The following is a 13,654-nucleotide window of genomic DNA, read 5'->3' as shown; positions in this document are numbered from 1 at the left end:
GTAGTTTTACATCGTCGGACAGCCCGGGAAGTGCCGACACAAAAACAAAATGTAACCTTTAATTATGTACACCATGAAAAATCTTTTTCTGAGCCTGGTGGCTACCGTAGCCATCAGTGCCTTCGCCGCCGCGCAAACTACTTTTGTGAAAATGGCATTGCCTAAGACGTTGCAGAGTACGTCTAAGAACTTTGAAACATTAACGGCCGACGTGACCTTTGTTTATAAAGACGGGCGGTCAGTAAATGGAAAAGTGCGCCTTGCGGTTCCGGAGACCGGATTGGGGATTGTATCCGCTGAGTTTTCAAAAGAACTTGTGGATGGGAAAATAATCGACTCCAACTTCTTTGTGACATATGAACGCGTGTTTACCTCAGATGGAGACGGCGACCCTGACTTCAATTACGCGAGATGCATAGAAGATTGCATGAAAACGTATACCGCTCCGGACGGCACAAAACTGCCCGGACGAGGTGCCTGTAAATTTGGTTGTTTTATGAACGCTATTGGTTCAGCGGTTGTAAACGCTGTAATTCCTGCGCTGATCAAATCAATTGTAAAAAGTATAAGCTAAGAAATGTATGAGGACATTCACAGCCTTGTTCTTTGTCTGCCTTGTCTTTACATCATGTAAATCAATCATCTTGCATTTTGCCTTGAATCAGAAGCAAGTTCACTTCGATCACTACAAAAGTGGAAATCGGGATTTGATTTACATCGATGCCATCCACATCGGACGCCCGGAATTTTACGCAGATATAAAGTTCACTATCGATAGTCTAAAAAGGGAAGGGTATACAATCGTTTACGAGGAGAACAGGGCTGTTATGTCTTCATTGGCAGACACTGTATTAGTAGATCGTTACAAACGGAAGTTGCGTCGGATTACGGGCATTTATTACGGCGACTACTCTGATGCAAAAGACAATAAGTCTTTAAGGATTCCTAAGATAAAGGGACTGGTCGCTCAAACCGTAGAAAACACCGGAATTGACCGAGCAAAAGATGTTTGGGGGGACTACACGCTATATGAAAACATCGACCGATACGAAGCCGAACGGGGAGAAATCGCCCTGACCGAATGCGATTGGACCACAGGCAAAAATGAGAAATACAAATGTGCTTCTATCAATAAATCTGCCGCAGACTACTTACTAATAACGCTTCGTAACAAAAGGCTGTTGCACGTCGTGGATTCCATTCAGCGAGATAAAGTTGCAATTCTGTACGGAGCAGCCCATAAGCAAGGATTCTTGTATCTATTACATAAGAAAGACTCCTCTTGGGTACACCAGCCGAGAAAGAACTACTATTAATCCAGAGCTGAAGATCGATTCGTTCACAAGTCCGAAGGCCAGATAAAATTCGATTTTTATTAGCATAAACTCAATTTAGACTCACACTAACACGTTATGAGAACTACTCTTTTTTCTTTCTGTGTCCTCCTTTTATTATCCTGTACCGCTTTCCCGCCTGGCGTCGCGCTGTTCGCTAATGATGTACATATCGAACACTACAAAAGCGGTGACCGCGAAATTGTGTTTATTGAAGGGAAACACCTCGGAACACCGGCGTATTTCAAGGATGTACAATTTACGGTTGACAGTTTGAAAAAGCGTGGTTATGTACTGCTGTTTGAAGAGATCCGGGCAATGGCAAAAACACCTGACGACAGTATACAGTCTGACCGTTACCTGCGAAAAATACGAAAACTGACGGGAGTTTACGTGACGGATTACACAGATAAAGAGGAAAACAAGAATTTAGGCCTTCCCAGAAGTGCCAAAGACTTTATTCCACAATCATACGAAAATACAGGTGTGGATCCGAAAACCGATATATGGGCGGATTACCGCCTCGACGATTTAATAAAGACATACGAAATGGAGCGGGGTGAAATCCTGCTCACGGATTGTGACTGGAAAACAGCCAAAAACAAAAAATACAAATGCAGTAAACCCAACATCAAAGAAGCCGCCTATTTAATTGAGACATTGAGAAATAAAAGGATTGTCTCGGTTTTTGATTCGCTTAAGGCTAAAAAAGTTGCCATTCTTTATGGTGCGGCCCACAGTAAGGGTTTCTTCAAGTTGCTGAAAGAAAAGGACTCCACCTGGGTCCGTCAGAAACGCAAAAATTACTATTGAAATAAATGCCATGAAAACACTTTATTCCTTACTCGCCACAATTACTTTTTTATACGCCCACCCGCAATCTACTGCTGAAACCGCCATAAAGGCGGGCGAACTCATCCTCGGTGGCTTTTCGATCCTGAAAAGCGCCAAAGCAAAAAAGGTCAACGACGCATCGGTCGTAACCAGCATTTGTGTCAAAAACAAACTTGCCGATAAAATCACCTTTACCCTGGAAGGCGAAGATGCCAAGGGAAACAGTGTATCCCGAGAACTCGTGGTGCAGAACGATGGAAAGGAGTGCGTGTTCAATATCCCGAAAGGGATCTATACCTACACGGTATTGCTTTCCAACAAAGACATTTACAAAAAGGGGGAATACAAATTCGAGGATGATGTCATCATTACCCTCAAAAAAGAAGAGTAATCACCGGTCATACTTCATCTTCCTCAAAATCCGCATCGACTCTTTGAAGCCGAGGTACACGGTCGGATCGTCAAAGGCTTTCAACAGCGGTTTGGCGTCCACCAGTTTCTGTTTGGCGTCTTCAAAGCCATTGAGGTAACAGATCATGAGGGTGGAGGGCACGAACTCCATGTCGCGCTTCTCCGCCTCTGAAAGTGTGGTCCCCTTCTGTAGTTTCGCCAATAGCGACAGGTTGGCGTTGTAGATGTGGTGCAGCATCTTCCGGTTGTACTGGGGCGGTTCGAAGAGCATGCGGCTTTCAATCTTGTAATAGCCGTTGTCGAAAAACCGGATCTCCTGCTGTTCCAGCGGATAGTAGCTGGTTTTGTCGTGAAGTCCGAGCGGTACGTACTCCGTAATCACGAAGCGGTCGTCGTCATACTCGATCGACACCTCATCAAGGGCGGAATAAAAGAGCTTTACCTGCTCGTTGATGAGTTCAATATCAACGCGCGATAAATAGGTTTTGTCTTTGACCCGTTTGGCTACGCCGGCCCAACAGATGACGAACAGTTCTTTGAAAACGCGATAGCGCGGTGCCATATCCCGGTGACGGTTGTTCATAAAATCAATCACGCCATCGAGCGTGTGGCCGATGCTGTTACGGGAATTGTTCTCGATACTGATGACGGTCTCGGTATTCTGGAAATTCTTCGGCGGCGCTACTTCCACTGGAATTGAATTGCTGCCGATCCGGGTGAAGATCGTCCCCATCGGAATGGTGTGGATGCCCTTGCGGAAAAACGAGGTGTTTTTCTTCGGTCGGATCGTCACCAGTCCGACGACTTTGTCTTTTGGCAGGTTGGGAAACGGGACGTTCTCGTATTGTATTTTAGGCGGATGCTCCAAAAACGCATTCACCAGGTTCTGGATGCGGCTGTCATCGAAGAAGTCGTCGCCTACAATGGCATTGTCATGGTCTTCTACTCCGACTACTATATACGAGTTGTTGGCCGGATTCGCATTGGAAAGCGCACAAATGTGTTTGAGGAACTTCGCCTTTCCCTCTTTGGTGTGTAGGTTCAATTGCCGTTTCTTATCGTAAAAACTCGACTCGTCGTTGTGCGCCAGTAGGTTTTTGATAAGAAGGCGCTTGTTGATCATGGCTGTCGGTTTACCATCGTGGTCGACGCCTGTGCGGTAGGCAATATGAGCAAATCCGCAATATTCACATGGTACGGACGGGTGACGACAAAATGAATGACGTCGGCAATGTCTTCCGGCCGCAAGGGTTGTAACCCCTGGTAGACAGATTGGGCGCGGGTGGTATCGCCTTTAAAGCGTACTTCCGAAAACTCGGTTTCCACCATCCCGGGATGGATGGCGCCGACACGAATTCCCACTGCATTGAGATCTAGGCGCATGCCGCGGTTTAACGCATCGACCGCAAACTTGGTAGCACAATATACGGTACCGTTCGCATATACTTCTTTCCCCGAAATCGATCCGATGTTGATGACATGACCTGAGCGGCGGGCCACCATTCCCGGCAATACGGCACGGGAGATATAGAGAAGTCCCTTTACGTTGCCGTCGATCATCGCGTCCCAATCATCGGTATCGCCGTCCTGGATCGGTTCCAGTCCGTGGGCATTCCCCGCATTGTTGACCAATATATCAATCTGGGAAAAGGTTTCCGGTAGCGACGCCACCGATTCGAACACGGCGGCCTTGTCACGGATATCAAACGAAAGCGTCGTTACATCGGTCAACACGCCCAATTCAGCCTGAAGTTCTGACAGGCGGTCTTCCCTTCGTCCGCATATAATCAGCCGGATGCCGTGCTCGGCAAAACGCTGGGCCGTAGCGCGCCCGATGCCGCTGGTAGCGCCTGTTATGAGTGCTGTTTTCATATCGTTACGGAACATCGTGTCCCATACTTTCCGCCCAGATGGCAAACCAATCTTCGCGGTCTAACTGCAATTCCGTCGCTTTCATCAGCAATTGTATCCGGGCCGTATTCACGGTGCCGGCAATCGGGATAATCCCAGCCGGATGCTGCAGTATCCAGGCAAGCAAGAGCGTATCGGAGCCAAAATGGTATTTGTCTACCAAACCGGCCAGCAGTTTTTTGAGTCGCCGTGTCTGTGCGTTGTCCTCACGAAAAACGGTCCCGAGTGGATTCCACGACATCGGGCGGATGCCATTGACCTGCATATAATCAAGGCTGCCGTCAAGCATGGCTTCATGCTGCGTAGCTGAAAACTGAATTTGATTGTAGGATACCTCGGTCTTTTGCCGGATGAGTTCGGTTTGGGACGAGGTGAAATTCGAAAGTCCGAATTCAAGGATCTTACCGTCTTTCTTCAATTGCCCGACCGCCTCTGCGATTTCATCGGCCACCATCAACGGACTCGGGCGATGCAACAACAATACGTCGACGTAGTCGGTCTGCAGGTTTTTGAGGGAGTTTTCAACCGACCAGATGATGTAGTCGCGGTCGTAATTATAATGTTTGATCCGGTTGGTCCGGTTGGGCGACAGATGTTGGATCCCACACTTGGTCACGATCTGGATTCGCTCGCGCTGGAGGCCACTTTGGGCAAACGCAACGCCGAAATCCTTCTCTGTAGTATATCCTCCATAAATATCGGCATGATCAAATGTTGAAATGCCATTTTCGAGACAGACATTGATGACGTGCGCCATCTCCCGCGCACCCAGTTTTTTGTCCCATGCTCCCCAGTTCATCGTACCAGCAATCACGGGCGATAACGCAGTTTTCAAGGTATTTTTTTTAAAGTTCTTAAAATTATAAAAACAAATTCACAATTCCTCCTTAAGGGGTGGGAGCGGCTGATTTTTTTAACGTTACTTTAACTTCGCCCTGCTGAAAAAAGAAACAATTTGCACCGCTATTGCAACGGGATATATAAAGAAAGAAGTTATGGAAGAAGTCACTGCCTCTACTGACATTAGGGCAATCAATGAGAAAATCGAAAGGGAGAGTGCCTTTATCGATTTGCTGACCATGGAAATGAATAAGGTGATCGTCGGCCAGAAACAAATGGTCGAGCGCCTTTTGATCGGATTGCTCGGACAAGGCCACATCCTGCTGGAGGGCGTTCCGGGACTTGCCAAAACCCTCGCGATCAACACCCTGTCACAGGCCGTACACGGTTCCTTCAGCCGTATACAGTTTACGCCTGACCTCCTTCCGGCTGACGTAGTCGGAACCATGATCTACAACATCAAACAAAACGAGTTCTCGATCAAGAAAGGACCCATCTTCGCCAACTTCGTACTGGCGGATGAGATCAACCGGGCACCGGCAAAGGTGCAGTCGGCCCTACTGGAAGCCATGCAGGAAAAGCAGGTGACCATTGGTGATACGTCGTTTAAACTCGACAGGCCTTTCCTCGTGCTCGCGACCCAAAACCCGATTGAGCAGGAAGGTACTTATCCGTTACCGGAAGCCCAGGTCGACCGCTTCATGTTGAAAGTCGTCATCGATTATCCGAAGATGGACGAAGAGCGACTGGTGATCCGCCAAAACCTGAAAGGCGCTTTCGAAAAAGTACAGCAGGTGATTTCACTTGAGCAAATCCTGCGTGCACAGGAAGCCGTCCGGGAAGTATATATGGACGAAAAAATCGAGAAATACATCCTCGACATCATCTTCGCCACCCGTTTCCCTGAAAAATACAAACTCGAAAAAATCAAACCACTTATCGGTTTCGGCGCTTCACCACGGGGTAGTATCAACCTCGCAACCGCGGCGAAGTGCTACGCCTTCATCAAACGTCGGGGTTACGTCATACCAGAAGACGTACGTGCGGTCGTGCACGATGTGTTGCGCCACCGTATCGGCGTGACCTACGAAGCGGAAGCCGAAAACGTAACGTCGGTAGACATCATCAACAAGATCGTAAACGAAGTCGAAGTACCATAAATCAGTAGGCAGTCGCAGTAATTAGTAGGCAGTGGGCAGTCGCAGTAGGCAGTCACGCAGTCGCAGTAAGCAGTCGCAGCAACGACCTCATATATGGATACGAAAGAGCTTTTAAAGAAGGTCCGCAAAATCGAGATCAAAACCCGTCGCCTGAGTGATCACATCTTCTCGGGTGAATACCACACGTCGTTCAAAGGCCGTGGTATGACGTTCTCGGAGGTGCGCCAATACCAGTTCGGCGACGACGTGCGCGCCATCGACTGGAACGTAACCGCGCGCTATAACGAACCGTTCGTGAAGGTTTTTGAGGAAGAACGGGAACTCACGATGATGCTGGTGGTCGACATCAGCGGATCGGAGAGTTTCGGCACGCAGAACCAGTTCAAACGCGACACCATCACCGAAATAGCGGCAACGCTGGCGTTCTCGGCGATGAACAACAATGACAAAATCGGACTCATCCTGTTTTCCGACCAAATCGAACTCTATATTCCGCCTAAAAAAGGAAAATCGCACGTGTTGCGCATCATTCGTGAACTCATTGAGTTCGAGCCTAAAAGCCATCGCACGGATATCGGACAGGCCATTCGCTTCCTTTCGGGCGTCATGAAGAAAAAGGCCATCACGTTCATCATCTCTGACTTCCTGTCGGAACCATATGACCAACCGTTGAAAATCGCGGCCAAACGCCATGACATCACCGGCATCCGCATTTATGACGTGAGGGAAACCAAAATCCCGAATCTGGGACTCGTGCCGATGGTCGACGCCGAAACCGGTGCCGTCCAGTTGGTGCAGACCGGATCGAGGTCGGTGCGGATGAAATACGAAGCGTATTATGCCTCGAAAGTGGCGTACTTTTCCGATATCTTCAAAAAATGCGGCGCCGGCACCATCAGCGCCCGGACGGATGAAAGCTACGTGACTAAGTTATTAGGATACTTCAAATCAAGGGGATAACGATATGACATCGAAATTGAAATCGATCCTGGCCGGATGGGCCCTTTTGATGGTTGGCACCCTGTCGGCCCAAAAGGTCACGACGCATATCGACACCACCCGCCATAAAATCGGCGCGCAGTTCAACCTGACGCTTACCGCCACGGCCGATACGATGGCCAAAGTGGTGTTCCCGCACGGCCGGGCCTTCGGACCACTGGAAGTCATCCGTAACTATAAAACCGATACCATCCGGAAAGGCGGCAATTACGACCTCGTTCGCAAATACGGCCTCACCCAATTCGACAGCGGGAAATTTACCATCCCACCGCTGAAGGTCACCATCAATGGCAAACCGTACTTTTCCGACAGCGTGCGACTCGAGGTGGGAGGCGTAAAGGTCGACACCCTCCAACAGAAGATGTATGACATCAAACCGATCATCGAGGCGCCCTCTGACTGGAGGCGTTGGCTTTGGATCATCGTGGCACTTGCCCTGCTGCTTGTATTGGGCGGCGTCGGAGTGGGCGTTTACTACCTGATTAAAAAACGACAGAAGACGAAACTCGGACAGGCGGTTTATAAATCCCCGATCGAAAAAGCCACTGCCCTGCTGCAACAACTCGACCAAAAGGCGTTATGGCAAAAAGGAGAGGTGAAGGATTACTATTCGGAGCTGACCAATATCGCACGTACCTATATCGAGGAGGAAATCAACGTCCCGGCAATGGAGAGTACCACGAGTGAAGTCATCGACAGCCTCCGCCGTGAAGCGCGCCGGAAGAACATGAAGCTGACGCCGGAAACGCTTGAAAACCTGGAGAAAGTACTTCGCCAGGCGGATCTTGTGAAATTTGCCAAATCAAAACCCATCGACTTCGAAATCGAAGACGACAAGAAACGTATCGAGAAGACCATCCTCCAGATCCACAAAGCGGTGCCGGTTGCCGTGATTGAGGAAGGGGAAAGTGAGTTATCGAGGATGATGCGCGAAAGGGCCCTGAAAAAGAAAAAACAACGCCGCATCCTGATTGGTGTGGGCGCATCGGTAGGCGTCCTCATGCTGTCGCTTATTATACTCTTGTTCATAAAAGGACCAGAGTTCATAAAAGACAAAGTGCTGGGGCATCCTACACGTGAATTATGGGAAGGTGAATGGGTGTCGAGCGAATACGGCAATCCGCCGGTTTACATCGAAACACCCCGCATCCTGAAACGGCTCGACCTGGCGCAGACGATGCCGAAAGAAGGAATGGCGACGCTGCGTGAAATGCAGACCTTTGCCTATGGAAGTGTGCTCGATGAGTTCTCCATCGTGGTCTCTACCCGGAAGGAGAAACAGGCCGTAACGTTTGATGCCGACAAAGTGCTCGAGAATACGGTTACCTACCTCCAAACCGCCGGCAAAGCACAGAATATCGTAGTCAAAAAAGAAGCCTTCAGCACCAAATCCGGTATAGATGGAACCCACGGCTTTGGCACATTCGACCATGTAAATCCGCTGACCGGTAAGAAGTCGAAACTGTGTTACGAAGTGTTCCTCTTTACGCAGGAAGGCGGCTTGCAACAGGTTTTCGTACAGTATGGCGAAGGCGATGAATACGGGAAGAAAATCTTCGAACGTGTCATGAAATCAATCGAACTCAAAGTCCTTCCAAAGTCATGACACAGGTAACCTTCATGTATCCGCAATTGTTCTGGCTGCTGTTGGCGATTCCGCCGCTCGTGGCCTGGCAAATCTGGCAGCGCCGTCGGCAGTCGGCTACGTTACGGATGCCGTCGCTTTCGGGCTTCGCGGGCAAAGGTACCGTGTGGTCAGTGCTGAACTGGACCCTTTTCGCCTTCCGAATAGTCGCCATTGCCTTATTGATCACGGCGATGGCACGTCCGCGGACTGTGGATGTGAGCAGTAAAACGAAAACCACGAAAGGCATCGACATCGTCATTTCGATGGACATCTCGGCCAGTATGCTGGCGCGTGACCTGAAGCCCAACCGGATCGAATCATTAAAGAAAGTCGCGGCCAAGTTCATCAACGAGCGTCCGAACGACCGCATCGGATTGGTGGTGTATGCGGGAGAGGCCTACACCCGAACTCCCGTCACAAGCGACAAAGCCGTTGTGCTGGACGCCCTGGCCAAAACCAATTACGACCGGACCCTTAACGACGGTACCGCAATCGGAATGGGACTCGCTACGGCGGTCAACCGTGTAAAAGACAGCAAGGCCAAGAGCCGGATTGTCATCCTTCTGACGGACGGTGTCAACAATACCGGGTTTATCACGCCGGAAGATGCGTCTGACATTGCGCGTGAATACGGCATCAAGGTGTATACGATCGGACTCGGCACCAACGGAACGGCAGAAACACCGGCGGCCATCGACGCGCGGGGCAACTTTATCTTCCGGATGGCGCAGGTGGAAATCGACGAGAAACTGATGCGCGACATCGCCCGAAAAACCGGCGGGAAGTATTTCCGGGCCACCAGCAACAGCCGTCTGGAGGAAATTTACCAGGAAATCAACAAGCTGGAGACCTCGGAAATACAGGAGTTGAAATTCTATGATTATGACGAGCAATTCCGTCCGTTTGCCCTTGCGGCTTTTGCCTTATTGCTGATTGAAATTGTGGCTCGAAAAACGCTCTTACGGAGCTTTATCTGATGGCTATGTGGGAATTGGATGAAAAGAAATACTTGTGGTTGCTGCTCGCCGTTCCGGTGCTGGTGCTGCTATTCCTTTATACTTTGTATTGGAAGAAACGCCGGCAACACGAGTTCGGTGATGCGTCCCTGTTTCGCCAACTGGCACCCGAACGCTCTGACTTCAAAAGTGCGCTGAAAATGGGCGTACTGGTGTTGGCACTCGCCTGTATCGCTATTGGACTCGTCAACCCGAAAATCGGTATGAAGACGGAAACGGTCAAACGGCAGGGAATCGACATCGTGTTCGCGGTCGACGTTTCGAAAAGTATGTTGTGTGAGGATGTGGCGCCGAGCCGTCTGAAGAAAGCCCGGCAGATCGTTTCGCAAATCATCAACAACCTGGCGGCCGATCGCATCGGTATCGTTGCCTACGCCGGAAGCGCCTACCAGGTATTGCCGATTACGACGGACTACGGCGTAGCGAAAATGTACCTCGAAAGCCTTGATTATACCATGGTGTCCTCGCAGGGTACATCGTTGCAGGACGCGGTGCAGAAAGCAAACGACATCTTCAAGGACACCGACAAAGACGTGAGCAAACTCGTGATCATGGTGTCGGATGGGGAAGACCATGGGGAAGACTCGGATGAGGCCATCGAAGAGGCAACCAAAAACGGCGTAAAAATCATCACGGTGGGTGTCGGAACCGAGGCCGGAGGACGCATCCCGCTTCGGGAAAACGGCGGCGTCCGGTTCCAGGAAGACCGGCAGGGACAGACCGTTGTCACCAAGCGCAACAACGAATCGCTGCGGGAAATCGCCAAAGCGACCAAAGGCGGCTATGTGGACGGGAACAACACCCGGGAAGTGGTAGAATATGTCAAGAAAACACTCGATAACATTGAAAAATCGGATTTTGAAGCGCAACAGTTTACCGACTTCGCTTCGCAATTCCAGTGGTTCTTAGGGTTCGGCGTCTTCCTGTTGTGCCTTGACCTTTTGCTTCTTGAGAAAAAAACCGCGTGGATCCGCCGACTAAACCTCTTTAACGACAAAGGATGAGAACGCTGCTCACATATTGCCTGTTATTCGTTTCTGTTTGCGTCGTAGCCCAGAAGAAAGACCGCCATCTCGCGAAAGGGAATGAGGCGTTGGCCGGTAAGCAGTATGCCGACGCGGAAGTCGAATACCGTCTTTCGCAGAATGTAGCCCCAGGAAAGGCACCTGCCACCTATAACCTCGGCAACACCATCTATACACTGAACCTTCCGGAGGAAGCCGGTTATGTGTATACGAAAGCAATAAAAGAAGCCAAGACCTATACCCAAAAGCACAAAGCGTATCACAACCTGGGGAACGTCTATATGAAGCTGAAGAATTATGAAGCTGCGGTCAATGCCTACAAAATGGCACTGGTCAACAACCCGGCCGACGAACAGACCCGCTATAACTATGCCCTTGCGCGGCTTTACCTGAAAAACAACCCGCCTAAGAACGGAGGTGGTAAAGACAACAAGAAAGACCAGAACAAGGACCAGCAAAAGCAAAACCAACAGCAAAAGAACCAGCAGGACAAGCAGGACAAAAAAGACCAGGGCGACCAAAACAAAGACCAGCAGAAAAAGCAGGGTGACCAGCAAAAAGACAAAGGCCAGGGCGACCAGCCTAAGCCGCAACCGCGTCCGCAGGGTGCTTCGAAGCAACGTATCGACAACATCCTGAACGCGATCAACAACGAAGAAAAAAAGGTACAGGATAAAGTTAAGGAGAAGGCAAAAGCCCAACCAGTTCAACCTGAAAAAGATTGGTAACACATAAGGAACCATGCAGATGACCGCCATGAAACGACTCCTCTTTCTCTTCCTGCTCTGTTGCCAGGCCGTATCGGCACAGGTGCAGTTCGAAGCCAAGGCGAGCAAAGCCAAACTCGGCGTCAACGAACGGCTGACGGTGACCTTTACCGTCAACGCTGACGGCGACAACTTCACGCCACCCGCGTTTGAAGGCTTCCGGGTATTCTCGGGCCCTTTCCAGTCGGTACAGCAAATGTGGGTCAACGGCCGCGGGTCGTTCAACAAATCGTATTCGTATGTGCTGACGCCGCTGCAAAAAGGAACGCTGACCATCCGTCAGGCGAGCATCGAAATCAACGGACAGATTTACAAAACGTCACCGATAAAGGTGACGATTACCGATGCAATTCCAGTTCCGAAAGATCCGTATGCGCCGCAGCTCATTGGGTATGACGACCTCCAGTTGGTGGCCGACGTATCGAAAAGCAGTCCGTATCTGAACGAACCGATTACCGTCGAATACAAACTCTATCTCGGCTATAACGCGGAAATCCGCGCCTGGCATGAAGTTGAGAAACCCAAATACAACGACTTCTGGAGCCAGAACATCGATGTCAAGAACCCGCAGGTTGTGGAAACCACCTATAACGGCGAACGCACCCGTATGGTGGTATTGCGCAAAACCGTGCTCTACCCACAGAAATCGGGTCGTTTGACCATTGAACCGCTGTCGCTCGACTTTGACCTGGTGTTACCGACCAACCGCCGCACCTTCTGGGGCGTGCAGATGCAGGAAGTCAACAAACGCGTAACCACCGGTACCAAGGTCATTAACGTCAAGTCGCTGCCAGAAGCCGGAAAACCGATTGACTTCACCGGAGCCGTGGGTGATTTTACCTTTACGGCTACCCCTTCCCGCTCGACGGTGAAAAACGGCGAAAGCCTCGACCTGGTGGTCAAAGTCAGCGGAAAAGGCAACCTCAAACTGTTCGACCTGCCAAAACCAATAGTGCCGAATGCCCTTGAGATGTATGATCCGGTGCACGATGAAAAGGTGTCGACGCCACTTTCGGGAATGACAGGATCGATTGCCGACAAATACACCATCATCCCGCAATACAAAGGGAATTACCCCATCAAGCCGATGCGGTTCTCGTATTTTGACCTTTCTAGCGGACGCTATAAGACGATCACGACGCAGGAAATCATGATCCGTGTGATTGGCGGACCGGAACAGGCGGCCGTTGCGGCCAACTCGCCACAGAAGCAAACGGTCGCGACGTCGCAACAGTTCCAGTTTATCAAGCGGAAGACGAAACTGACGCCCATCCGGCATGTCGATTTCTTTGGCTCGGGCACCTTCTATTCCCTTGTGGGAATTCCGTTTGCCTTGCTGCCATTTTTCCTGCTCGTCATGCGCCGCCGTGAAGCCCTCGACCGCGATGTGGCCGGTAAGAAATCACGCGCCGCCAGCCAATTGGCCCGTCGCTACCTGGGCCAGGCCCGCAAACAATTAGGACAGAAAGAAGCGTTCTATGTCGCACTTGAGAAGGCGATGCACAATTTCCTGAAGGCGAAACTGCACATTGAAACATCGGAGATGAGCAAAGACAAGATACGGGAGATCCTGCTTGACCGCAAGGCCGACCCTACGACGGTCAACCGCTTCCTGGAACTGATGGAGAATTGCGACTTTGCCCGATACGCCCCGTCAACCGACGGCCGCATGCAACAGGATTACGACCTGGCCGCACAACTGCTCACCGAACTCAGCAAACAGATCTAAA

Annotated in this window: 14 protein-coding genes; 11 read left to right on the top strand and 3 right to left on the bottom strand. The window is 50.3% G+C overall.

The window, feature by feature from the left end; genetic code table 11:
• Positions 1-73: 73 nt before the first annotated feature.
• The 4 genes from MKO97_RS03760 to MKO97_RS03745 all read left to right on the top strand — a co-directional run bounded on the left by MKO97_RS03760 (position 74) and on the right by MKO97_RS03745 (position 2,559).
• On the top strand, positions 74-574 hold the full coding sequence (locus tag MKO97_RS03760; protein ID WP_241104734.1) for a hypothetical protein: 501 nt from the start codon (positions 74-76) through the stop codon (positions 572-574).
• Between the two features lie 70 nt (positions 575-644).
• Positions 645-1,316 carry a hypothetical protein gene (locus tag MKO97_RS03755; RefSeq protein WP_241104733.1) on the top strand — a complete coding sequence of 224 codons (672 nt, stop codon included), beginning with the start codon at positions 645-647 and terminating at the stop codon, positions 1,314-1,316.
• A 96-nt stretch (positions 1,317-1,412) separates the two neighbouring features.
• Positions 1,413-2,147: a hypothetical protein gene (locus MKO97_RS03750; RefSeq protein WP_241104732.1), complete on the top strand. Its 735-nt coding sequence runs from the start codon at positions 1,413-1,415 to the stop codon at positions 2,145-2,147.
• Between the two features lie 10 nt (positions 2,148-2,157).
• Positions 2,158-2,559, top strand: a complete 402-nt coding sequence (locus MKO97_RS03745) for a hypothetical protein (RefSeq protein ID WP_241104731.1) — start codon at positions 2,158-2,160, stop codon at positions 2,557-2,559.
• Here MKO97_RS03745 and MKO97_RS03740 read toward each other — a convergent pair whose 3' ends face one another.
• The 3 genes from MKO97_RS03740 to MKO97_RS03730 are packed head-to-tail and all read right to left on the bottom strand — an operon-like array spanning position 2,560 to position 5,325.
• A complete protein-coding gene (locus MKO97_RS03740) occupies positions 2,560-3,702 on the bottom strand; it encodes an ATP-binding protein (protein ID WP_241104730.1) in 1,143 nt (380 codons plus the stop codon).
• The gene (locus tag MKO97_RS03735) at positions 3,699-4,451 is read right to left on the bottom strand and encodes an SDR family NAD(P)-dependent oxidoreductase (protein WP_241104729.1); all 753 of its coding nucleotides are present in this window, start codon (positions 4,449-4,451) and stop codon (positions 3,699-3,701) included. The genes MKO97_RS03740 and MKO97_RS03735 overlap by 4 nt, the downstream gene beginning before the upstream one ends.
• A gap of 4 nt (positions 4,452-4,455) precedes the next feature.
• Positions 4,456-5,325: an aldo/keto reductase family oxidoreductase gene (locus MKO97_RS03730; RefSeq protein ID WP_256463649.1), complete on the bottom strand. Its 870-nt coding sequence runs from the start codon at positions 5,323-5,325 to the stop codon at positions 4,456-4,458.
• A 160-nt stretch (positions 5,326-5,485) separates the two neighbouring features.
• Between MKO97_RS03730 and MKO97_RS03725 the strand changes: the two genes are divergently transcribed.
• From MKO97_RS03725 to MKO97_RS03695, 7 genes are all read left to right on the top strand, one after another.
• Positions 5,486-6,490, top strand: coding sequence for a MoxR family ATPase (locus MKO97_RS03725; RefSeq protein ID WP_241104728.1), 1,005 nt, complete (start codon positions 5,486-5,488; stop codon positions 6,488-6,490).
• Positions 6,491-6,583: 93 nt separating this feature from the next.
• Positions 6,584-7,450: a DUF58 domain-containing protein gene (locus MKO97_RS03720; RefSeq protein ID WP_241104727.1), complete on the top strand. Its 867-nt coding sequence runs from the start codon at positions 6,584-6,586 to the stop codon at positions 7,448-7,450.
• A gap of 4 nt (positions 7,451-7,454) precedes the next feature.
• Positions 7,455-9,095, top strand: a complete 1,641-nt coding sequence (locus MKO97_RS03715) for a BatD family protein (RefSeq protein ID WP_241104726.1) — start codon at positions 7,455-7,457, stop codon at positions 9,093-9,095.
• Positions 9,092-10,093, top strand: a complete 1,002-nt coding sequence (locus MKO97_RS03710; protein WP_241104725.1) for a VWA domain-containing protein — start codon at positions 9,092-9,094, stop codon at positions 10,091-10,093. The genes MKO97_RS03715 and MKO97_RS03710 overlap by 4 nt, the downstream gene beginning before the upstream one ends.
• 5 nt (positions 10,094-10,098) lie before the next feature.
• Positions 10,099-11,136, top strand: coding sequence for a VWA domain-containing protein (locus tag MKO97_RS03705; RefSeq protein ID WP_241104724.1), 1,038 nt, complete (start codon positions 10,099-10,101; stop codon positions 11,134-11,136).
• Positions 11,133-11,885, top strand: coding sequence for a tetratricopeptide repeat protein (locus MKO97_RS03700; RefSeq protein ID WP_241104723.1), 753 nt, complete (start codon positions 11,133-11,135; stop codon positions 11,883-11,885). The genes MKO97_RS03705 and MKO97_RS03700 overlap by 4 nt, the downstream gene beginning before the upstream one ends.
• A 28-nt stretch (positions 11,886-11,913) precedes the next feature.
• The gene (locus MKO97_RS03695; protein ID WP_241104722.1) at positions 11,914-13,653 is read left to right on the top strand and encodes a BatD family protein; all 1,740 of its coding nucleotides are present in this window, start codon (positions 11,914-11,916) and stop codon (positions 13,651-13,653) included.
• The last annotated feature ends 1 nt before the right edge of the window (position 13,654 follow it).

The sequence above is a fragment of the Flavobacterium sp. HJ-32-4 genome (assembly GCF_022532105.1).
Lineage (GTDB): Bacteria > Bacteroidota > Bacteroidia > Flavobacteriales > Flavobacteriaceae > Flavobacterium.
This window is presented reverse-complemented; position numbering and strand designations above follow the sequence as displayed.